Annotated in this window: 20 protein-coding genes and 1 tRNA gene; 8 read left to right on the forward strand and 13 right to left on the reverse strand. The window is 39.8% G+C overall.

From position 1 onward, the window contains the following. Positions 1-134: 134 nt before the first annotated feature. Both B1F84_RS10390 and B1F84_RS10395 read left to right on the forward strand, forming a co-directional pair. A complete protein-coding gene (locus B1F84_RS10390; protein WP_131691370.1) occupies positions 135-1,013 on the forward strand; it encodes an OmpA family protein in 879 nt (292 codons plus the stop codon). A gap of 302 nt (positions 1,014-1,315) precedes the next feature. Further along, entirely contained in the window at positions 1,316-2,518 is a 1,203-nt protein-coding gene (locus B1F84_RS10395) for an aromatic amino acid transport family protein (protein ID WP_131691371.1), read from the forward strand. Between the two features lie 77 nt (positions 2,519-2,595). Here B1F84_RS10395 and ggt read toward each other — a convergent pair whose 3' ends face one another. Both ggt and B1F84_RS10405 read right to left on the reverse strand, forming a co-directional pair. Then, complete coding sequence (ggt, locus tag B1F84_RS10400) at positions 2,596-4,260, reverse strand: gamma-glutamyltransferase (protein WP_131691372.1); 1,665 nt, start codon at positions 4,258-4,260, stop codon at positions 2,596-2,598. A 111-nt stretch (positions 4,261-4,371) separates the two neighbouring features. Then, complete coding sequence (locus B1F84_RS10405; protein ID WP_131691373.1) at positions 4,372-4,917, reverse strand: GNAT family N-acetyltransferase; 546 nt, start codon at positions 4,915-4,917, stop codon at positions 4,372-4,374. Between the two features lie 49 nt (positions 4,918-4,966). Here B1F84_RS10405 and B1F84_RS10410 point away from each other — a divergent pair, with 49 nt between their 5' ends. After that, positions 4,967-5,332: a hypothetical protein gene (locus tag B1F84_RS10410; RefSeq protein WP_131691374.1), complete on the forward strand. Its 366-nt coding sequence runs from the start codon at positions 4,967-4,969 to the stop codon at positions 5,330-5,332. Between the two features lie 71 nt (positions 5,333-5,403). Here B1F84_RS10410 and B1F84_RS10415 read toward each other — a convergent pair whose 3' ends face one another. Further along, positions 5,404-7,626: a TonB-dependent receptor gene (locus tag B1F84_RS10415; protein ID WP_131691375.1), complete on the reverse strand. Its 2,223-nt coding sequence runs from the start codon at positions 7,624-7,626 to the stop codon at positions 5,404-5,406. A gap of 374 nt (positions 7,627-8,000) precedes the next feature. On the opposite strand from B1F84_RS10415, the gene B1F84_RS10420 reads away from it, so the two are divergent. The 3 genes from B1F84_RS10420 to B1F84_RS10430 all read left to right on the forward strand — a co-directional run bounded on the left by B1F84_RS10420 (position 8,001) and on the right by B1F84_RS10430 (position 10,400). Beyond that, the gene (locus B1F84_RS10420) at positions 8,001-8,597 is read left to right on the forward strand and encodes a LuxR C-terminal-related transcriptional regulator (RefSeq protein WP_008465814.1); all 597 of its coding nucleotides are present in this window, start codon (positions 8,001-8,003) and stop codon (positions 8,595-8,597) included. Positions 8,598-8,834: 237 nt separating this feature from the next. Next, entirely contained in the window at positions 8,835-9,980 is a 1,146-nt protein-coding gene (locus B1F84_RS10425; RefSeq protein WP_076920413.1) for a porin, read from the forward strand. Between the two features lie 12 nt (positions 9,981-9,992). Then, a complete protein-coding gene (locus B1F84_RS10430) occupies positions 9,993-10,400 on the forward strand; it encodes a hypothetical protein (RefSeq protein ID WP_008112703.1) in 408 nt (135 codons plus the stop codon). Between the two features lie 106 nt (positions 10,401-10,506). On the opposite strand, the gene B1F84_RS10435 is transcribed toward B1F84_RS10430, so the two are convergent. From B1F84_RS10435 to rlmE, 8 genes are all read right to left on the reverse strand, one after another. Further along, positions 10,507-12,132 (reverse strand): methyl-accepting chemotaxis protein, encoded by a 1,626-nt coding sequence (locus B1F84_RS10435; RefSeq protein WP_008112700.1) that lies wholly within the window; start codon positions 12,130-12,132, stop codon positions 10,507-10,509. Positions 12,133-12,382: 250 nt separating this feature from the next. Beyond that, positions 12,383-12,467, reverse strand: a tRNA-Leu gene (locus B1F84_RS10440). 78 nt (positions 12,468-12,545) lie between these two features. Then, positions 12,546-12,899 carry a preprotein translocase subunit SecG gene (gene secG, locus B1F84_RS10445; protein ID WP_008464781.1) on the reverse strand — a complete coding sequence of 118 codons (354 nt, stop codon included), beginning with the start codon at positions 12,897-12,899 and terminating at the stop codon, positions 12,546-12,548. 1 nt (position 12,900) lies between these two features. Continuing rightward, entirely contained in the window at positions 12,901-13,650 is a 750-nt protein-coding gene (tpiA, locus tag B1F84_RS10450; protein WP_131691376.1) for a triose-phosphate isomerase, read from the reverse strand. A 72-nt stretch (positions 13,651-13,722) separates the two neighbouring features. Further along, entirely contained in the window at positions 13,723-15,072 is a 1,350-nt protein-coding gene (gene glmM / locus B1F84_RS10455) for a phosphoglucosamine mutase (protein ID WP_008112693.1), read from the reverse strand. After that, positions 15,073-15,918 carry a dihydropteroate synthase gene (gene folP / locus B1F84_RS10460; protein WP_008464778.1) on the reverse strand — a complete coding sequence of 282 codons (846 nt, stop codon included), beginning with the start codon at positions 15,916-15,918 and terminating at the stop codon, positions 15,073-15,075. A gap of 105 nt (positions 15,919-16,023) precedes the next feature. After that, complete coding sequence (gene ftsH / locus B1F84_RS10465; protein WP_131691377.1) at positions 16,024-18,042, reverse strand: ATP-dependent zinc metalloprotease FtsH; 2,019 nt, start codon at positions 18,040-18,042, stop codon at positions 16,024-16,026. 66 nt (positions 18,043-18,108) lie between these two features. After that, on the reverse strand, positions 18,109-18,738 hold the full coding sequence (rlmE, locus tag B1F84_RS10470; protein ID WP_008112689.1) for a 23S rRNA (uridine(2552)-2'-O)-methyltransferase RlmE: 630 nt from the start codon (positions 18,736-18,738) through the stop codon (positions 18,109-18,111). A gap of 88 nt (positions 18,739-18,826) precedes the next feature. On the opposite strand from rlmE, the gene yhbY reads away from it, so the two are divergent. Next, complete coding sequence (yhbY, locus tag B1F84_RS10475; RefSeq protein ID WP_008112687.1) at positions 18,827-19,123, forward strand: ribosome assembly RNA-binding protein YhbY; 297 nt, start codon at positions 18,827-18,829, stop codon at positions 19,121-19,123. A gap of 17 nt (positions 19,124-19,140) precedes the next feature. Here yhbY and B1F84_RS10480 read toward each other — a convergent pair whose 3' ends face one another. Continuing rightward, positions 19,141-19,668 (reverse strand): histidine phosphatase family protein, encoded by a 528-nt coding sequence (locus B1F84_RS10480; protein ID WP_131691378.1) that lies wholly within the window; start codon positions 19,666-19,668, stop codon positions 19,141-19,143. Then, positions 19,668-20,819, reverse strand: a complete 1,152-nt coding sequence (locus B1F84_RS10485) for a serine hydrolase domain-containing protein (RefSeq protein WP_131691379.1) — start codon at positions 20,817-20,819, stop codon at positions 19,668-19,670. The genes B1F84_RS10480 and B1F84_RS10485 overlap by 1 nt, the downstream gene beginning before the upstream one ends. 115 nt (positions 20,820-20,934) lie before the next feature. Between B1F84_RS10485 and B1F84_RS10490 the strand changes: the two genes are divergently transcribed. After that, a complete protein-coding gene (locus B1F84_RS10490) occupies positions 20,935-21,744 on the forward strand; it encodes a hypothetical protein (protein ID WP_131691380.1) in 810 nt (269 codons plus the stop codon). The last annotated feature ends 26 nt before the right edge of the window (positions 21,745-21,770 follow it).

Genomic DNA, 21,770 nt, shown 5'->3' on the forward strand with positions numbered 1-21,770 from the left:
TGATTAATTACAGTTAAACTATAGGCATGTTACTTGCTTTATAACTAGCGTTTGCGCTGAATTATTTGCTGTTGCGTAATATTTTACGGTTTTTGTCACTTTTTTGGCAGAGCTAGATAACTGGAGAATTCTCGATGAAGTGTAAGTTGTTATTTATTAGCCTAGGCATTAGTAGTGTGCTGTGTAGTTTGAATACAACTGCGGCAATGCGCCAATACACGGCTAACCAAGATAATTCAAATTGGAACTTGGTTAAAACGACTCGCTTACAATGCCAATTAAATCATGAAGTTCCCTACTATGGTGAAGCCGTTTTTAAAGCATCAGCCAGTAAAAACAAAGATCTCACCTTTAATTTAGACATGGTTGTGCGCCCAGAAAATTACGCGATTGCCGGTTTAAAAGCGGTACCACCTAGCTGGCGAGCAGGCCGCCCTGCCCGTGATATTGCTGATATGAAATTACTTAAAAAGTTTGATGGTGAATTAGGTAATAAAACAGCATGGGAAATGCTTACTGAGCTTGAAAAAGGTAACCAACCCACTTTTTACTACCAAGACTGGCAAAATAGTGCCGATAAAATTGCCGTGGGCATGTCTAATGTTAACTTTAAGCAAGCGTATTGGGCGTTTTTACAGTGCCGCGATGAACTACTGCCATACAATTTTGAAGATATTTCGTTCACTATAATGAACTATGAATCTAATAGCAGTAAGTTAACTAAGTCATCGCAACAACGCCTTGATAAAATTGCTGAGTATTTGAAAAACGACCCCAGTATAGAGTCAATCAGTATTGCATCCTATACCGATAGTTACGGTGGCCGATGGAATAACCTCGATTTATCTAGAACCCGTGCTAAGGCGATTAAAGATTACATGGTGAGCTTAGGTGTTGATGAAGCTAAAGTGGTTACTGAAGGCTTTGGTGAAAAACGCTTTGTAGATACCAACGATAATATTTTGGGCCGTGATAAAAACCGCCGCTTAGTGATTCAAATAGCTAAAATGTAAATTCAGCCCCCTCTTTTAATGGCTGAAGGTGCAATTTTAGCACTTTCGGCCAACACCTATTGTTTTAGTAATCCCTCTATTGTGCAAAACCAATAATCTGACCATTTAGTTATTAACATTTGGCTTTTTATTTATTAATTATATTAATGAGTTAAATTACATCTGCAAAATATCTCTGCTTTTTAAATACAGTTGTAAATAGAAGATTACATTTTATTTTGTCTCTTTTATGACAAAACTATTTAAGTTTTGCACAACTAGTTATATCTTGCGTGTCTCTCACGTTTGATCAGGATCATTAAGTGCTTAAAAATAAAACAATAGGTAGCATGTTAATTGTTGCAGGAACTACCATAGGCGCAGGTATGCTTGCCCTACCAATTGCCTCTGCGGGGCTTGGGTTTAATACGGCAATGGTGTTAATTGTCGGCTGTTGGTTACTTATGACCTACACTGCTTTACTTATGTTGGAGCTACACCAATATGCCCCTCGCGATGCCACTTTAAATACACTTGCTAAGCTTTGGCTTGGTAAACGTGGCCAGTATGTGGCTAACTTTTCGATGATATTCTTATTTTATGCACTGTGTGCTGCTTACATAGCAGGTGGTGGTGCTCAGCTACAAGAGCGCATTAATACTGGGTTTAATCTTAGTATTGCTCCACAATTAGGCTCCGTTATTTTAGCCGTGCTAATTGCAGGCGTGGTGACTTTAGGCACTAGTAAAGTAGATAAGCTTAACCGAGTACTATTTAGTATAAAAATAGTCGTTTTGGCTAGCTTGTTTTATATGCTAACACCTTATGTACATGGCCAACATTTATTGGAAATGCCTGTTGAGCAAGGGCTGATACTATCGGCTATTCCGGTGGTATTTACCTCCTTTGGTTTTCATGGCTCAATTCCTTCTATTGTTAAATACGTCGGGCTTGATATAAAAACCTTACGCAAAGTTATGATTGCAGGCGCCTCTTTACCATTGGTTATATATGTATTTTGGCAAGTATTAAGCCAAGGCATAATGAGTCAAGATCAATTACTACAAAGCGAAGGGTTAACTGGGTTTGTAGCCAGTGTGGCCAATATTGCCAATAACGCCAATGTTTCTACTGCGGTTAAATTGTTTGCTGACTTAGCCCTAGCAACGTCATTTTTAGGGGTGAGCTTGGGGTTATTTGACTTTTTTGCCGACACATTCAAAAAAGCAGATACGGGCGCAGATAGAATTAAAACAGCACTTATTACTTTTGTTCCTCCTCTTGGATTTGCTTTGTTTTACCCGCAAGGCTTTATTATGGCATTAGGCTATGCGGCCATTGCTTTAGTAATATTGGCAGTATTTTTACCTGTTAGTATGGTGTACAAGCAGCGTCAGGGGATTGAAAAAGAAGGCTATAAAGTACGCAGTGGTAACATTGGTTTAGCGATAGCCGCTTTGTGCGGTATATCAATTATTAGCGCACAATGCCTACAAATGGCAGGCTTAATACCTGCAATAGGCTAATCCTTATAGTTGTTCTAATATATGCACCCCATAGATGGTTTTGGGGTGCATATCATTCAAACGTCAATTGTTGACATTTAAAATACTATCGCTTGCCCTCTTCCGCTTTGCTCAGACGCTGCATCTAATTTGCCTTCATTATTAATAATCACGTGCATATCACCAAAGTGGCGTTCATCGACTGTATAACCCATTTTTATTAGCTGTTGCTTGACTGAGGACTCCAATCCCGAGTGCGCTCTAATTACATTTTTAGGCCATAACTGATGATGAAATCGCGGACTATTTACTACATCATCTGCGCTCATATTAAATTCAATTGCGTTGAGTATTGATTGATACACAGAGCTAATAATAGTGGTACCGCCGGGCGACCCTGTTACCATTTTTACCTGATTATTACTGAGTAAAATAGTGGGGGTCATAGAGCTAAGCATACGTTTATGCGGCTGAATTTCATTTGCTTTGCCGCCAATGGCGCCAAATACATTCATAACCCCAGGTTTGGCGCTAAAATCATCCATTTCATCATTTAAAATAAAGCCTGCGCCTTCTACAACGACACCACTACCAAACCCTAAATTAATGGTGGTGGTATTAGCAACGGCATTCCCCATGTTATCAACAATGGAAAAGTGGGTGGTTTGCTCGCTTTCTTTTAAACCTGGTTTAATATTTTCGGTAGTTGAAATAGCATTTAAATCTATACTGTTGCTACGGTTTTTAAGGTAATTTTCTGCAAGCAGCTTTGCTGTAGGTACTTGGTAAAAGTCAGGATCGCCTAAGTATTCTGCCCTATCAGCAAACACTCGCTTTCCTATTTCAGCCAATAAATGCGCATACCCTACTGAATTATGTTGTTGTGCAGGAGTTGGTTTTTTAAGCTCATACATTTTCAGCCATTGCAATATAGCAATACCTCCAGAGCTAGGAGGTGGCGAAGTGACGACTTGATAGCCGTTCCAGTTAGCTTTTATAGGTGTACGAGACTTTGCGCGGTAATTTTTTAAATCGTCTTGAGTAATAATACCGCCATGTTGCTTCATAAAGTTTGCGATGATCGTTGCAGTTTCACCTTGATAAAAGCCATCTTTACCATTATCGCGAATGCGTTTGAGTGTCGCTGCAAGCTCAGGTTGCTTAAAAAGCTTACCAGATGTGGCGCTTGCAAAATAATTGGCAAAGTTTACTTTAATGTTTTTATTGTTTAGGTGTTCTATGTAACCCTCAATTAACAGAGCCAACTTTTCAGGCACCACAAAACCTTGCTCTGCTAATATTACCGCAGGCTGTACTAAGGTTTTCCAAGGTAATGTGCCATGCTTTTTATGTGCTAGCCACATACCAGCAACACTTCCGGGTACACCGCTGGCATGAATACCATAAATAGACTTATTGGCAATAACTTGCCCTTGCTGGTCTAAATACATATCACGATGCGCGGCGTTAGGTGCAGTTTCACGGTAATCTATAAAATCACCTTGCCCATCTTTATGAATAAGCATAAAACCACCGCCGCCAATATTACCTGCTTCGGGGAGCGTAACGGCCAACACAAACTGCGCTGCAATGGCTGCATCAACCGCATTGCCCCCCTGCTGTAACACAGTTTTTGCTGCTTGCGCACTAAATGTGTCGGGCATCGCCACCGCACTTTGCTTGGCAACAACATTAAAAAAGCATACTTGTATTATTAAGACACTACTAATAATTAGCTTGCTTGGTGAAAAGAGTGATCCCATCCCATATCCTTAGGTTATTTTTATACATTTATGGCAAACATTAATGCACAGTAACAAACACTAGGTCAATATTTAGACGCTATATTTGTAGAGCTTGAGATTATTTTTAATCTATCTACACGACTTTGAATATAGCGCAGCAGTTAAGTTTGAGCCGTCATCAGTATGAATATAATAATGTTTAAGCCGCATACCGAGCTTTTTCATAACACTAATTGAGCCAACGTTGGCGGTCAGTGCCGTGGCACTAATTGCCTTAATTTGCGGTTGCTTCTCAATCGTTGAGCAAATCGCTTGTGCCGCCTCAATTGCATAACCTTTACCCCAACTCGCTTGTTTAAATCGCCAGCCCACTTCAATATCACTAAAATCAGGCGTATCTGAAAAAAAGCCCATCGGCCGTACAAGCACCCACCCTATAAAGGTATTGCCTTCACGCAGGTTTACTTGCCATAACCCCCAACCTTGTTGCGCATTACGATAAGCGAGCATTCTAGGAATACTTATCGTTTTTATCTCTTCAAGAGTGGTTGGTTTACCTTGAGATAAATGCTGCATTACTGCGGGGTCTTGATCGAGCTCGTATAATTGCGGCCAATCATTTTCGTCCATTAATTTAAAACTTAATCGTGTTGTTACAGCTATGTTCATTTTCATTGTTGTATAGTTACCCTTGAAATATATTTTTCACTAAAGGAGATAGTCAATGAAGAAGTTAGCAGGTTTAGCATTATTAGGCACTTTAATTACACTAACAGGGTGTGAAGATGCCAACGAAGTGAAACAAGACGCCAAACAAACAAGCGCTGAAGTTCAAGAAAAGCTAAACGAAACGTGGAACGACGTTAAAGAAAAAACCAATGAGCTTAAAAATGACGAGTCATTTAATGAGCTACTCGAAGAGAGTAAAGCGATGGGCTTAGACATGTACGATGACGGCAAAGAAGTGGCTGTTGATGCATGGATTAAAAGCAAAGAAGCGGCTGGCGACCTGACTGAAAAAACCAAGCAAAAAGCACGTGAAATTGCGGCAGAAATTGAGCAAGCACGAGAAGAACATAAAGAAGGTTAATTATTTTTAACCATAAAAAAAGGTAAGCCATGGCTTACCTTTTTTATTTAACTTTTAGAGTAAATTATGGATTATAGTTCAAAGTCTTTTTTGAATTTTAAACCAAACTCACTACGATCATTACTGCGCATTACGCCAACAAAGCCAGTTTGCTGCAAGCGACCTACATCGTAAACTTCGTTTAATACATTCTCACCATATAGCGTTACTTCCATATCGCCGTATGGGTTAGTGTAAGAAATATTAAAACCAACTAGCTCACGCGAATCAATCGTTTCACTTTTGTTGAAAACTGACTGACCTTGCATTTCACTGCGGTACGAGTAGTTTGCATTTAATGCAACCGTGCCACCATTGCTTAAATCAACAAAGTAAGATGGAGCAACCATTACTGTCCAACGAGGTGTCAGTGCTGGTGAGTCGCCTTTGCCAATACCTTGTACGCCCTCAGCTACTTCTGTAATTTCAGAATCTAAGTAGCCTACTGCAGTGCGAATAGTAAAGTCGTCGGTTAGTGCAATTGTGGTTTCAAGCTCAATACCTTGCGCTTTAGACTGGCCTGCATTTTCAACGATAGTGACAAAGCCACCGCCCGCTGTTGGATCTGAGAATGGCAGTGCTAAATCAGTGTAGTCAGTAACAAACATTGCAAGCATCATAGATACATTTTCATGTACCTGGCCTTTTAAACCAATCTCGTAGTTAACTGCTTTGGTTTCATCAAACGATACAAACTGATCCGGACCACCAAATGGGCGCGGTGGAAAGCCACCTGTTTGGTAACCTTTTTGCACTTGACCGTAAACGTTCATATTATTGCTAAGCTGGTATGAAGCATTAATGTCCCATGTCACTGCATTAAAGTCTGCACTAATGTCTTTACGTTCAGGGAAGGTTGGGAAAATGGCATTAGCATCTTTTTTATCTTCTGAGTAACGAAGACCACCGCCGATTGTTAAATCATCAGTTAAATCGTAACTACCGTTGATGTAAGCTGCGTATGAGTTTGTTTCTTGATTGATTTCAAAAAAGCCAAAACCACCAAATGACGGAGTAACACCATCATTCAATAGACCATTTGGCGTGTTAAATGGGCTAAATACAAAATCTTCAGAGCGAGTAAAGCCATCTTCATTAAAGAAGTATAAGCCAGAAACAAAGTCCATTTTATCAAACGTGGCGTTTAGTTGAAGTTCAAAAGAGTATTGATCTGCACCGCCCACTTCTGGGAACTCTGATAAGTTAAGTGAAGATGCATCATCATCTAAACCACCTTCATATTCAGAGGTACGGTAGCTTGAAATAAACTTGGCTGTATATGTGTTATTAATCGCCCAATCAGCTGTGAATGACGTGCCCCAACCGGAATATGAGGTTGATTCAATACCGGCAACTGTTGTGCCTAAATCATCAGGATTCGCTGGAAGTAAGTCTTCAGTTAATAATGGGAAATCACCATTGAATACATTACTTGAATCTAATGGTTCAGTAAGCTCAATAGTATAAGGCGATTGGCCTGATTCATTATCAACCCCATCTAGCGAGAAGGTAAACGCTAAATCACTGGTTGCTTCGTATTTAAGCGCAATACGACCACTAAACTCTTGCTCTTCACCAATTTCTTTTTCAGGGTTAACTAAATTTACCGCTGTTCCTACCCCATTACGTTGCTTATATGACGCACTTGCCGACATGCTTAAATCATTGGTTAATGCATCATTGAAGTAAATATCACCAGCGATACGACCACGACTACCGACTTTAGCCGATGTCGTTAAAATGCCCTCATCACCTGGTTGTTTAGTAATTACATTTACCGCGCCACCTAATGTATTACGACCATAAAGCGTGCCTTGTGGTCCACGCAGAACTTCAACACGCTCAACATTAGGAAGTGATAAGTTAGATCCCATTTGGCGGCCTAAATAAACACCGTCTAGGTAAACACCTACGCCAGGATCTGTGGTTATAATGTGATCTTGCAAGCCAATACCACGAATGAATACTGAAGCATGCGCTGCGTTACCAACACCATAGCGAGTAATATTTAAGTTAGGAACGTATTTACCAATATCTTCTAAGTTACCCATATTGGCTTTATCAATAAGGTTAGCACCTATTGATGTAATCGCAGTTGGAGATTCGAACAAGCTCTCTGTACGTTTACGAGCTGTCACTTCAATTTTTTCAAACGCGTCTTGTTTGGCTGTCGTTTTAGCTTCTTGTGCATTTGCGGAAGTTGTTAGGGCTGCAATAACCGCTAAACTTAACTGTGAGAGGGTGCGTAATTTCAAGGTTTTCTCCAAAGGGTATTAATTTAATTATGCGTTATGCTGTGTAAACATAAATTGTAGGCATAAAAAAAGATGCGTTAGATGCATCTTTCCTCTGGGAGTGCATTATATTACATAAAAGTTACAATATGTATATTTAACTTTTGTTTATACAAAAAAATAATTTTTAGCTTTTTTAATCTAAACTAATTACCTCAACAATGACACAGCTTTGGTTATAAATTAATACTTTAATATTAACCACCAACTGTATTGTTCATTAATCGTACACACCGTTTGTTGTGGAAAACACATTAAAACTGCTTGAAATTATGACAATATCCAAAGAGCCTTTATATTTAAATATAAAGCAGAACCATTTTTAGGTGAAAAGCATGACAAAAAAACAGACCACACAATCAACTAACATGCTTTTTAACAACAACCACTATAATCCATTATTTTTTACTACATTGAATAACGACATATTGTTAGTATGCTACTCAGCCCTTAACTCCCTAACTAACTACGAACTTTTAAACCAATTTATTCATACAAATAATTACCAAGGGTTAGTTATTTATAATATTCCTAAAGATACTGATGCCGTTTCACTGAAAGAATGGCCAAATTTAAAAGGTCTTTTTTATCAAGATACTAGTGAAGAGTTGTTCACTAGGGGGCTAGAAGCAATTAAACAAGGCGAATTGTGGTTTCCACGAACCATTAGTGACATTTGGATGCGTCAAATGCTCGATACAGAACAAAAGAATGCTTTGCAAACAAGTAATTTAACCGATAAAGAAATTAAAGTACTCAACCTACTTTTTAGTGGACTTCACTCCAGTGCTATTGCTGATAGTTTATTTATAAGTGAAGCTACGGTTAGAGTTCACTTACATAAAATTTATAAAAAAATAGCGGTCAAAAATAAGCAGCAGGCAATTCGTTGGTGCCAAGATAACCTAAAAAATATAAATTCGCGTTCATAACTAAAAAAACACTACTTAATACTTACTTTATCAACTTTCCTCTCATAATTAATAATCCAAACAACTCAGTTAGTTACATAAGCTAAAAATAAAAAGTGCTTAAATTTCAATAACTCCACTACATTGATGTTGCAAAAAAGTAGTAAAAAGTACTTAATTCATTAATTTTAATTAGAAAAAAGTTAATGCTCATCTTATACTGCAACGGGATACACATGAAATTAAATAGGATACACAATGAAAAAACTATCTGTAGCAGTAGCAATTTGTTGCGCACTTGCCACAAGCAGCGCAAGTGCTGAGGTTCGTATTAATGGGTTTGCTTCTATTGTCGGTGGTAAGTCGCTCGATAGTGATCAAACGTTATATGGATATGATGATGATATTTCATTTAAAAATGAAAGCGTATTTGCACTTCAGCTAACCGCTGATTTGCAAGAGAAGCTAACCGCCACAGCGCAGATTGTAGCTCGCGGGGCAAATGATTTTGACGCTGATTTTGAATGGGCGTACTTAACATATGAATTCTCAGATGACTTACAATTAAGCGCAGGAAAAATGCGTCTTCCTCTATTTCGCTACTCTGACTTTTTAGATGTTGGTTATACCTACCGCTGGGTACGTCCGCCTCAGTCTGTATATAACTTACCGTTCTCAACCTATGAAGGCCTAAGCTTATTACATACAACTCAACTTGGTGATTGGGATTCGACTGTGCAAGTTGTTTATGGCAGCTTCGACGATAATATCGCCGTAGTATCAGTAAACGGAGATACCGAGCTTAACAACATGGCCGGGGTTAACTGGTCATTGTCATACGATTGGTTTAGCGCTCGCGCTGCATATTTCATTGCAGATACGAGTATCGGTATTCAAAATGATACAGCTGAAGGTATGGCTCTTAATGGACTTGAGCAGGCACTTCGTAGTTCAGGGTTTTCAGAACAAGCAAATGATATAGCAATAAATGAGGATGATAGCTACTTCCTCGCTTTCGGTTTCTCAATCGATTACAACAATATCTTGTTTGATGCCGAATACACAGAATTTGAAGTTGAAAACAGCGCGCTCGCTAAGCAAACTCAATACTACACCTCTTTAGGCTACCGTATGGACGAGGTAACCGTTCACTTAACATACGAAAACAACGACGATAAGCACGACAGCAGCCGTTATAATGCACTACCAACTGTTCCACCTCTAAACGCAGGTCTTAACCAAGCTTTAGAAGGCTCAAAGGCAAAAAGTAATGTATACACCATAGGCGCTCGCTATGACTTCCACCCAATGGCAGCCTTAAAAGTAGATTTTAGTCGCTTTGAAGATGATATAACAAATACTGAAACTGACGTAGTCGCCGTTGGCGTTGATTTAGTATTTTAATAGGAGCGTATGATGAAAAAATTAATTTTAGCCAGCATGCTAACACTGTGTAGCACAATAGCATTTGCTGAAGTTGCTGTAATTGTAAACCCAGCTAATGCCAATGCAGTGAGCCAAGATGATATTAAAAAAATATACCTTGGCAAGAGCAAATCGTTTGCTGATGGTACCAAAGTAAATCCTGTTAACCAAAATGGTAATGCAGTAGCTGATGAATTTAACGACAAGCTTGTTGGCAAATCAGGCAGTCAATTAAATGCCTATTGGTCAAAGCTGGTTTTTACTGGTAAAGGCACGCCTCCAGGTAAACTTGATAACGACCAAGCAGTAATTGATTTTGTAGCTGCTAATGCAGATGCAATTGGCTATATAGACAGCGCTAAAGCAAGTGATAAAGTAAAAGTAGTAGGTAAATATTAATCTACTAGGTTAAAAACAAAAGCCCGCAATAAATACTTTATTGCGGGCTTTTTTATATCTATAACATTTACAACCTTCATAAAACGTTAAAGTAGTGTCTTAACGACTACTCAATTTTAAACTTAGCAGTTGCATCTAATAGGTTATCTGAAAGGTAATGTAAGTTTTTAGCCACATCTCTTACTGCTTTAAGTGAGCTCATTGTATCTTCAAATGAAACATGCATATTAGATACGTTGTCTACAACCATTGCGGCCACTGAGGTTTGCTCTTCAGTTGCTGCTGCAATCTGCGAGTTCATCCCATTAATTTCTAGTATTTGCTCTGCTATTTTTTCAATCGAGACACCGGTTTGCTCTGCTGCACTGGCATTATCGGTTGCCATGTCTCTTGCAGAGGTCATAGCCGTTACAGATTCATTGGCAGCAACACTTAGGGTACTTAATAGCTCACGAATTTCATTGGTTGACTGTGCTGTGCGTGATGCAAGCTCGCGGACTTCATCAGCAACCACGGCAAAGCCACGACCATGTTCACCTGCGCGCGCAGCTTCTATTGCAGCATTTAACGCTAACAAGTTTGTTTGCTCGGCAATGGAGGTGATTACATTTAGTATTTGCGATACATTTTTAGTGTCATCTGCTAACTTATTAATGGTGTTGGCCGCTATATTAATTTCATCACTTAAAGTGCGCGACGCATTAACAGACATTTTTACTTGCGCACGGCTTTGATCTACCTCTTTTTCTGCTGTTTGCACGGCATTAGATGCGCTCGCAGCTGATTGTGAAATATCGCCAACGCTTTGCTTCATTTCTTCCATCGACTGTTTAACAACATCGGCATCGGTGGTTTGTTTAGTGGTTGCTCGCTCAGCTCGCTCCATTCCTTGCACAAGCCGGGTTGAATTTTCCATTAACGGTTCACATACCGCTATTACTTCTAAAACGGTTTCTCTTAGTAGGCTAATAAAGGCATTAAAGTTTATAGACACCTGCCCTATTTCATCTTCAGAGTTAACGGCAAGCTTGGTACTTAATGATCCTTTACCACTTGCTAGAAGACTCAGGTTATTAGCGGCATCACTGGCTGATGAACCAATATTACGTGCAATCCAAATAGCCATAAGTAACAGCAGCACTAATGATACAACCGCAACAAGCAGCATTAAATTAAGCGCATCATCTGAGCGTGCTTTTGTATTAGCAACAAGTTGGAAAAAGCGATCATCTGCTTTTTGCTGCGCGCTTTTAAAGCTAGTTAAAACAGCCTCAAAAAGGCTTGTTTTAAGCTGAGCCTGTTGTTGTATTTTGCTAAAGTCAGCCGTGCCATTAACCATACCATTGGCGATAGTTGAAGATATTTTCTCATAATTAGCCAGCCGCGTTTTTGTGTCGCTATCAACATATGATGCATTAATTGCTTCTATTGCGTCTAAGTTCGTAGTGAGCTGCTGATAAGTTTCACCCGCTTTTGTTACTAAGTCTTGTTCACCAAAGGTTACAGCCTGAGTGTATAACTCATCTAACTTTTCTAAAATACTTACGTTAGCCAGGGTTAATTTGGCTACTTTATAAGAAGACTTCTCCATTTCATCAAGTGATATGCGATTTTCGTTCATAGCAAAGTAATTAACCAAAACAATTACTAAGAATGCGATAATCGCTATAGATGTAATTGCATGTATTTTTTTAGTAATGCTGAGGTTTTTAAAAGAGAAACCTGAAGCCATATTAATTTACCCCGTTTAATTATCTATAGTTATTATCGGCTTAAGATGCAAAAATGTTAACTTTATTTTTAATTTTCGACGCTTTTTATACATAAAATTAAATATACAGCAGTATTCTTTTATAAACACTAACAATTGAAATATAGAGTGTTCTCTCCAATGTTCAACATTAATCTAAAAAGAGTTGTTTAATATTTTAAATTTCAAGCACAAAAAAACCAGTAACATTACTGTTACTGGTTTTTGTATTTGGTGCGGATGGGGGGACTTGAACCCCCACGCCCGAAAGCACTACCCCCTCAAGGTAGCGTGTCTACCAATTCCACCACATCCGCATTTTTTAAGCTATTGCTTAGTGCTAAGTCCGCATGTTTATTTGAGGGGAATAAACAACTTAACGATTTAAAACTAAATTAATTTGGTACGTCAGAGCTTTGCTCTTTAGTTGATGTTACAGGAACATCTTCTTCAACTGGGTTAACAGTTTCAACAGCTGGAGCAGCTTCTAAGTTTTCCCATTCGTCAGTCTTTTTAATTTGACCGGCAGTTAGGTTACCTAAAACAATACTCAACACAAAAAAGATTGTTGCTAAAGTTGTTGTTGTTTTCGTCATAAAGTTACCGGCTCCTGAAGAACCAAAAACAGTAGACGATGCGCCCGCACCAAATGATGAGCCCATGTCAGCACCTTTACCTTGCTGGATCAAAACCATACCAACAAGCGCTAAAGCTACAACTAAATACACTACTAATAAAATTTCGTACATCTTATACGGTCCCTTTTGCACTATTGCAGATAGCAGTGAATGATTCTGCTTTTAAACTTGCGCCGCCAATTAGCCCGCCGTCTATATCTGTTTGTGCAAATAATAATTCGCTATTTTTTTCATTAACGCTACCACCATATAAGATGGTTAGCCCTTGTGCTAAATCGCTGTCTAATGAAGCAATTTTGTCACGGATAAATTTGTGAACACTTTGTGCCTGTTCAGGCAATGCAGTCTTACCTGTGCCTATAGCCCAAACGGGCTCATATGCTATCACAGATTCTTTCAGTGCTGCTACACCTAATTTATTAATTACTGCGTCAATCTGCGCAGCAACTACCTGTTCTGTTTGCCCGTTTTCTTGCTCTATTTCGCTCTCTCCAACACATAAAATAGGCGTTAAACCTACTTGTTGTGCGCGAGCAAACTTAGCCGCTACGGTATCGTTACTTTCTTTGTATATGCTGCGTCGTTCTGAATGACCAACCAGTACATACTTTGCACCTAACTGTTTAATCAGCTGGGCATCTACTTCACCAGTAAAAGCACCGGGTGTATTCTCTGAAACGGTTTGTGTTCCGGTAGTTACACCACTTGCAATCATTGCTGATACCAGTGGAAACGGAGGAAATAAAACAATGTTTACTTCAGCAGATTTAACATTGTTAATAGCATCAGACAGTTGTTCAACAAGCTCTAATGAGCCATTCATTTTCCAGTTGCCTGCGACCATCGCCTTGCGTGTTGCCATTTTTCCACTCCACATTAGAAAGCGGGCGAGATATTAACTCGACTCGCCCAAAGTTACAAGAGGTTATTGTTATCAATCAGTTTGTTTGCTCATAGATTCGACAACCGCTGCTATTTTCTGTGCGCTGTCGATAACTATTTTTTCTTGTTCTGCTTCAACCATCACCCGTACAACAGGCTCGGTCCCTGACTTACGCAGTAATACGCGGCCTTTATCTGCTAAGCTTTGTTCTACTTCAGCCACTGCAGCAAGCACTTCTGGCGCTTGGGTCGGATCGGTACCGGCAGTGTATCGCACGTTAATCATTTTCATTGGGTACTTAGTAAATCCAGCGCCTAAATCTTGAAGTGTACGGTTTTGTGCCACCATAGCAGCGAGTACTTGCAAGCTTGAAATAATGCCATCGCCAGTGCTAATCAAATCTAGGTTTAAAACATGACCTGAGCTTTCACCACCTATTTTCCAGCCTTTTTGCTGCAGTAGCTCCATCACATAACGGTCACCCACTTTGCTACGAGCAAAAGCAATGTTTTTAGCTTTTAATGCATTTTCAAGGCCCATATTCGACATTACAGTACCAACAACACCACCACCTAAGTTGTCATCTTGAGCAGCTTGACAGGCAATAATGTAAACTAAATCATCACCATCAAATACACGGCCATTATGATCAACCATCATTACACGGTCGCCATCGCCATCATAGGCAATACCTACATCCGCTTTATGCTCAAGTACTTTTTGCTTTAGTGTATCTACGTGTGTTGCGCCACATTCGTGGTTAATGTTCACCCCATTTGGCTCACACGCATGAGTGATCACCTCAGCACCAAGCTCTCGCATTACTGAAGGCGCTATGTGATACGTTGCACCGTTGGCACAATCTAAGACTATTTTTAGTCCCTCAAGTGATAAGCCTTGTGGGAACTGGCTTTTACAAAACTCAATATAACGGCCATCAGCGCTTGATAAGCGTGTTGCTTTACCTAGCTTATCAGAGGCTACACATGTCATTGGTTCGTCAAGCATGGCTTCAATTTGCAGCTCTACAACATCATCTAGCTTTAAGCCTTGGCCATTAAAAAACTTAATACCGTTATCGTAGTAAGGATTATGGGATGCACTGATCACAATACCTGCTTCTGCGCGAAACGTTTGCGCTAAATACGCAACGGCAGGCGTTGGCATAGGACCAAGTAAAATAACATCAATACCGGCTGCAATTAGACCAGACTCTAGTGCGGTTTCAAGCATGTAACCAGAAATACGAGTGTCTTTACCAATAATGACTTTTTTTGTACCGTGTTGCGATAATACACGCCCTGCAGCCCAACCTAACTTCATTGCAAATTCAGGATTAATAGGTCCTTGCCCCACTAAACCACGCACACCATCTGTGCCAAAATATTTTCTTTCTTTCATTTAAAGTACTCCTTGTTTGCAGGCTTGATATACGCCAAGCACGTCTGCGGTTTCTTTTACATCATGCACACGAATAATATGCGCACCATTTTGTGCAGCTATTAATGCGCCAGCTAAACTGCCTGCTAATCTATTTTCTGTATCTCTGTTGAGTAAATTACCAATCATTGACTTACGCGATAACCCTGCTAGCAGCGGTAAGCCAAACTGCGCGTAGTCATTAAATTGAGCCAATATTTGATAATTGTGTTTAAGTGTTTTTCCAAAGCCAAAACCAGGGTCTAATATTAACTGGCTTTGCTTTATGCCAGCAGTTTCGCATGCAGCGATTCGCTGGTTAAAAAAGTCATTTATCTCGCTTGCTAAATCATCATAGTGAGGGTCGTTTTGCATACTTCGCGGCTGTCCTTGCATATGCATTAAGCAAACCGCCACATCAGGGTACTGCGCAACGACAGCAAGCGCATCGTCCTCTTGTAAAGCTCTCACATCATTTACTATATCCGCACCGGCTTCAATGGCTTGACGCATGACCTCAGCTTTACTGGTATCGATTGAAATAATGCAATCACTTTGCTCACGAATAGCCTTAATAATCGGAATTACGCGCTGCAGTTCGTCTTCAAGGCTAACATCGGGGGCACCTGGGCGTGTTGATTCGCCGCCAATATCTAGAATAGTCGCGCCATCATCAAGTAATTGCATCGCATGATTTAGCGCAGCTGCCGTATTAAAAAACTGGCCACCATCCGAAAATGAATCAGGAGTAACGTTTACTATTCCCATAATAACGGGCTCGCTAAGGTCAAGCGTTCGACCACGCGCAAGGTTAATTTTATTATTCATCGCTAACCTTAATATGTGTTTGTTGAGTGTAATTTGGGTTAATCACAGCAAACTGATACAAAAAAGCCCCGAACTTCGGGGCTTTTGGATATGTTATTTTAACGATTATTCAGCTTTATCATCAAGGTTTGTTTCATCTTTTTTAGACTCATCTTTTTTAGACTCATCTTTCTTAGACTCATCTTTCTTAGACTCATCTTTCTTAGACTCACCTTTTTTAGATTCGTCAGTTGGTTTTTGGATTTCATCAACTGCTTTATCTTTAGAAACATCTTCTTTTTCTGGTTTAGCTTCATGACGGTCATGCGCATCACGTGGTTCACGTACTGGCTGACGTGCCATTAAATCATCAATCTGTTTCGCATCGATAGTTTCATACTTCATCAGTGCATCTTTCATTGCGTGTAAAATATCAATATTTTCTTTCAATATTGATTCTGCACGTTGATAGTTGCGGTCTGAGAATAAACGTACTTCTGCATCAATTACTTTGGCTGTTTCATCCGACATGCTCATAGAACGACCACCGCCGCCACCCATATACATTTCGTTTTGATCTTCAGCATAAAGTAATGGACCTAGCTTTTCGCTTAAACCCCATTGTGTAACCATTTTGCGAGCAATGTCAGTTGCACGTTCGATATCGTTACTTGCACCTGTAGTTACTTTGTCTTCACCATAAATAATGGCTTCTGCAATACGGCCACCATAGAGGCTAGAAATCATAGATTCAAGCAGTTCTTTAGAATGGCTAACACGGTCTTGCTCTGGTAAATACATTGTCACACCTAACGCTCGGCCACGTGGAATAATAGATACTTTATAAACCGGATCGTGCTCAGGCACCATACGACCTACAATGGCATGACCTGCTTCATGGTAAGCCGTCATTTCTTTTTCTTGCTCGCTCATCACCATGGTCTTACGTTCAGCACCCATCATGATTTTATCTTTTGCAGCGTCAAATTCAGCCATACTAACAACACGCTTATTACCACGAGCTGCATAAAGAGCGGCCTCATTCACTAGATTAGCAAGATCAGCCCCTGAGAAACCAGGTGTACCACGTGCAATCACTGCTGCTTCAACGTTATCACCTAAAGGTACTTTACGCATGTGTACTTTTAGGATTTGCTCACGACCACGAATATCTGGCAAACCAACCACAACTTGACGGTCAAAACGACCAGGACGAAGTAATGCTGGGTCTAAAACATCAGGGCGGTTAGTCGCAGCAATAACGATAATACCTTCATTACCTTCAAAGCCATCCATTTCAACTAGCATTTGGTTAAGCGTTTGCTCACGTTCATCGTGACCGCCGCCCATACCTGCGCCACGTTTACGCCCTACCGCATCGATTTCATCAATGAAAATGATACAAGGTGCTGCTTTTTTAGCTTGTTCGAACATGTCACGTACACGTGATGCACCTACACCCACAAACATTTCAACAAAATCAGAACCCGAGATGGTAAAGAATGGTACTTTTGCTTCACCAGCAACCGCTTTAGCAAGCAAGGTTTTACCCGTACCAGGAGGACCAACCATAAGTACACCTTTAGGAATACTACCACCTAATTTTTGGAACTTAGAAGGGTCACGTAAAAAGTCCACCAGCTCGGTTACATCGTCTTTGGCTTCATCACAGCCAGCTACATCAGCAAAAGTCGTTTTGACTTGATCTTCACTCATTAAACGGGCTTTACTTTTACCAAATGACATGGCGCCTTTGCCACCGCCACCTTGCATCTGACGCATGAAGAAAATCCACACACCAATTAGCAGTATCATAGGGAACCAAGAAATGAAAATGCTTGCTAAAAACGATTGTTCCTCAGGTTTAACACCTTTGACATTTACATCGCTTTTTAACAAATCATTTAAAATATCTTTATCATAGATCGGCATTATCGTTTGAAAACGCTCGCCACTATTTTTTATGCCAGTAATTGTGCCACTGCCACTTTCAATAGACACTTCTTGTATAGAGCCGCTGCGGGCATCTTTAACAAATTGACTGTAACTTGTTTGACGATCAACTTGATCGCCGCCATTAAAGCTCTGAAATACTGACATAAGCACAACTGCAATAACCAGCCAGAGTATTAGATTTTTCGCCATATCGCTCAAGGGGTTAACCTCTTGTATCCAATTAATTTAAATTCAACTAAACGCCAAGCAACTGTACTACAGTTTGTATCCAGTCGCTACTATATATACTTCCCGAGAACGGGGACGCGAGGCATCCGGTTTACGTATCTTCACTGCTTTAAAACTATTACGTACATCTTGCAAATATTGATCAAAGCCTTCACCTTGGAATACTTTAACAATAAACGCGCCATTTTTCTTTAAAACTTGGTGGCACATATCAAGTGCAAGCTCAACCAAGTACATGCTACCTGCCTGATCAACCGAGTTATTGCCACTCATGTTAGGTGCCATATCAGACAATACCACATCTACATTTTTACCATCAATGCGTTTTAATAGCGCATTAAGTACAGCCTCTTCACGAAAGTCACCTTGTAAAAAGTCAACACCCGCTAATGAATCCATAGGTAAAATATCACACGCAACCACTTGGCCTTTGTCACCTACTTTTTCTGCTAAGTATTGTGACCAACTCCCTGGAGCTGCGCCTAAATCAACCACTGTCATTGCTGGACGCAATAACTTATCTCTGTTTTGGATTTCGTCTAATTTGAAAACAGCTCGAGAGCGCCAGCCTTTTTTTTGCGCTTCTTGAACATATTTATCATCAAAATGTTCTTTAAGCCAACGCTGTGAACTGGCTGACTGTTTTTTATTTGTCATAAATTAACACGCAACTAATTAGTAATATTCTCTAGATGGCGTTAGAATACCCTTAATTCAAGCCATATTCAGCAAAATTTGTAATATCATGACATTATCAAACAAACAAAAGCAGTTTTTAAAAGGTCAGGCACATAGCCTTAAACCTGTAGTTTTACTAGGTTCTAACGGTTTAACCGAAGGCGTAGTAGTTGAAATCCAAAGCGCATTAGAAATTCACGAATTAATTAAAGTGAAAGTGCCAACTGACGATCGTGAAACCAAAAAGCTTATTTTTGATGCCATTGTTCGCGAAACAGGGGCTACCAAATTACAAACAATCGGTCATACGATTGTGCTTTACCGTCAAAGCCCTGAGAAAAAAATTCAGTTGCCTCGCGGCTAATAATCCGTTTAAAAATCCTAAAAAACCAGCTTCGGCTGGTTTTTTTGTACATGATTAAAATCCATTGTTCGCAATTTTGATTTGTAATTGCCATCCTCAAGCTTATTAAGCAAATAATAGTGCCCGTATTGCTCCTCATCCATATTTTCAATCGCTTGGTTACTTAATAATGAAGCCAGTTGCGGTGTGGTATTACTATGCCCTATAACCACCACAACGCCGTCTTGTGCCAACAACTGATTTTTCAATGCCGTTAAATCTGCAGCATTATAGGTAATCGTTTTAATATTAAAATATGCGGCTAAGGGTGCTGCAGTACTTAATGTGCGGTTATAATTACTACTGTATAACGTTATGTGTGGATGAATGTTAACCAACGAAACCAAATTCTCAGCACGCGCCTGCCCTTGCTCTGTTAAATATGGATTACTGCCTGTTTGTTTTTCACTATGGCGAAACAAATAAAGTTGTTCAGGCGCAGAAAAAGCAGGATGGCAAACGAGTAACAGTAATGCTACCCATGCTGATTTTATCAATGAGCTCATTATTTTTTGCCTCGTTTGTATGCCAATAAACGGTCTATGAATTCCGTGGTAAGCTCATTAATAAGCCCTGTTTCTGCATTTAAAATTAAGCTAAAGCCTACGTTTAAATGCGGAAAAACCACTAAATCACTTCGGTATCCTTGTACCCAACCACTGTGATAGTAAAGCGTTTCATCATTATAATCATACACACGCCAACCCAGCCCATAATAGGCTTCATTCATGTGTTCTCGCCACACCCGTCGATAACGTTCTTTTTTAGTGTGCGTGTACGGACGCGTTTGGGTAGCTAATGCGTCTAATGATAATACCGCTGGATATTGTCCTAATTGCGCATTTAACCAAATAGCCATATCTGATGCACTGGCGTTAACCCCTGCCGCGGGTGCAACTTTGTAATAATTCTTTTTTAAACGGGCGCTATACCAACGCTTTTTACCACGCACGTGAGGGTGTGCATAGTTATTATCTTGCACCATGGCATCGTAACCTAAACTAGCATCATTCATTTCTAAAGGGGTAAAAAACGCGTCATTGAGCCACTGGGTATAGGTTTTGTTGGTGCTTTTTAAAATCACATCGTCAATTAAGCTAAACATCACATTTTGATAACCATAACAATCACCGGGGTCACAAATGGGTTTGACACTCAATAGTTTTTCAACAATGTCGTTATAGCCCATTCGCGATTCGATTAAGTTATCGTAAGCATTGGGCACTAACCCACTAGAATGGCTTAAAATATGAAAAACTTTTAAATCATCTTTATAACCAGTTTGCTTAAAGTCAGGTAAATAGTGACTAACAGGTAAATAAAGGTTGAGCCGCTGTTCATTTGCAAGTTTAGCCGCTAACGACCCTGCAAATGTTTTCGATACTGAAGCTAAACGAAACCGAGTGTGCGGATTAATTTTTTGTCCACTGCGTACCTTTGTATGGCCCATAGTATGGATATAGTCACGCGCTTGGGAGTTGACAATAGAAAGCGCTCCTCCTGGGATTTTTTTTATTTTTAGTTTTTTTTCTGTATAGCGTCCATAACTTTTAACAAATGCTTCCCAATCAGGATCTGTGCTTGCGCTCGCCTGCAAATGCGTCCCCATAAGGCACACAGCAAAAAAGTAAAAGGGTAAGGTGTTAAAATACTTCATTCTTAGCTAATTTTTCTTTTTTAGTCATAATCGACCGTTATAATATCATGAACTTTTGTTCGGACTAACGTACAATATGTCCGAACAATGGCTTTTGAGTGGATGTAAAATATTTATGCGTTTTTTAGTTGTATCACTTTTTATAATATTAGCGTCAGGTTGTGCTGTCGTTAAACAACCCGCAGAGCCTCTAGCAATGCCTGCAAAGCCTATGCTTAAGAGCCAAACTTACCAGTTAAAGTATGAAACTGAGCATGCTTCACCAAAAGTGAAGTCGGTGCAGTTACCCGCTCACAACGTGAAAAAAAATCAAACCGTTAGAGTAATTGTAGACCGTGCAAGCGTCACAGACACTTTAGTCTCTCAAATAAGCCAAGCCTTAATTGATAAACAACTTAAGGTGACCACAAGCGAGAATAGCGATTACACGTTAGCCATTCATCAGGTTGATCTAGAATTTATAGATGACGCCAAGTACACCTTAGCGCAACCAGAAAAACCATATTCACTGTTTTCAAAAGTTGAGCAGCAATTTCCCTCGCAACAATGCGCAAATATATTAGCCCAAGTTAGCATGCGACTTACTCACAAAGCATCAGGCGATGTGGTGTGGTTTGCTAAATCATCAATTGACAGTGCAAGCTTTCATCGTGAACCTCTAGTTTATAGCTTCAGCGAAGAAAAGAAGATCACTAATGAGCTGGAAGTTGTTGCATTTATACATAAGCACAACACCGAGCAGGCTCGCCTAAAGCGAGCTGAACTTAATAGTGAAGTAACGGCCCCTGCGTATAAAACCATTACGAAACTGAGTCGTTTAACTAAATTAAATGGGCCATGTACACGCACCGAAATAAGCGCGCTCACTCCCATGATGCAATTTTATCTAAGCAGTATTCTTATTGATAAAATTAAAGTTCAGTAGTTGTTAGGACGACCGCTACATTTTTT

The sequence above is a fragment of the Pseudoalteromonas sp. DL-6 genome (assembly GCF_004328665.1).
Taxonomy (GTDB): Bacteria; Pseudomonadota; Gammaproteobacteria; order Enterobacterales; family Alteromonadaceae; genus Pseudoalteromonas.

Excerpts from the sequence above, each read along its gene's own strand:
- B1F84_RS10390 (WP_131691370.1), top strand. The coding sequence starts at position 135 with ATGAAGTGTAAGTTGTTATTTATTAGCCTAGGCATTAGTAGTGTGCTG.
- ggt (WP_131691372.1), bottom strand. The coding sequence starts at position 4,260 with ATGGGATCACTCTTTTCACCAAGCAAGCTAATTATTAGTAGTGTCTTA.
- B1F84_RS10405 (WP_131691373.1), bottom strand. The coding sequence starts at position 4,917 with ATGAAAATGAACATAGCTGTAACAACACGATTAAGTTTTAAATTAATG.
- B1F84_RS10410 (WP_131691374.1), top strand. The coding sequence starts at position 4,967 with ATGAAGAAGTTAGCAGGTTTAGCATTATTAGGCACTTTAATTACACTA.
- B1F84_RS10420 (WP_008465814.1), top strand. The coding sequence starts at position 8,001 with ATGACAAAAAAACAGACCACACAATCAACTAACATGCTTTTTAACAAC.
- B1F84_RS10425 (WP_076920413.1), top strand. The coding sequence starts at position 8,835 with ATGAAAAAACTATCTGTAGCAGTAGCAATTTGTTGCGCACTTGCCACA.
- B1F84_RS10430 (WP_008112703.1), top strand. The coding sequence starts at position 9,993 with ATGAAAAAATTAATTTTAGCCAGCATGCTAACACTGTGTAGCACAATA.
- B1F84_RS10435 (WP_008112700.1), bottom strand. The coding sequence starts at position 12,132 with ATGGCTTCAGGTTTCTCTTTTAAAAACCTCAGCATTACTAAAAAAATA.
- secG (WP_008464781.1), bottom strand. The coding sequence starts at position 12,899 with ATGTACGAAATTTTATTAGTAGTGTATTTAGTTGTAGCTTTAGCGCTT.
- tpiA (WP_131691376.1), bottom strand. The coding sequence starts at position 13,650 with ATGGCAACACGCAAGGCGATGGTCGCAGGCAACTGGAAAATGAATGGC.
- glmM (WP_008112693.1), bottom strand. The coding sequence starts at position 15,072 with ATGAAAGAAAGAAAATATTTTGGCACAGATGGTGTGCGTGGTTTAGTG.
- folP (WP_008464778.1), bottom strand. The coding sequence starts at position 15,918 with ATGAATAATAAAATTAACCTTGCGCGTGGTCGAACGCTTGACCTTAGC.
- ftsH (WP_131691377.1), bottom strand. The coding sequence starts at position 18,042 with ATGGCGAAAAATCTAATACTCTGGCTGGTTATTGCAGTTGTGCTTATG.
- rlmE (WP_008112689.1), bottom strand. The coding sequence starts at position 18,738 with ATGACAAATAAAAAACAGTCAGCCAGTTCACAGCGTTGGCTTAAAGAA.
- yhbY (WP_008112687.1), top strand. The coding sequence starts at position 18,827 with ATGACATTATCAAACAAACAAAAGCAGTTTTTAAAAGGTCAGGCACAT.
- B1F84_RS10480 (WP_131691378.1), bottom strand. The coding sequence starts at position 19,668 with ATGAGCTCATTGATAAAATCAGCATGGGTAGCATTACTGTTACTCGTT.
- B1F84_RS10485 (WP_131691379.1), bottom strand. The coding sequence starts at position 20,819 with ATGAAGTATTTTAACACCTTACCCTTTTACTTTTTTGCTGTGTGCCTT.
- B1F84_RS10490 (WP_131691380.1), top strand. The coding sequence starts at position 20,935 with ATGCGTTTTTTAGTTGTATCACTTTTTATAATATTAGCGTCAGGTTGT.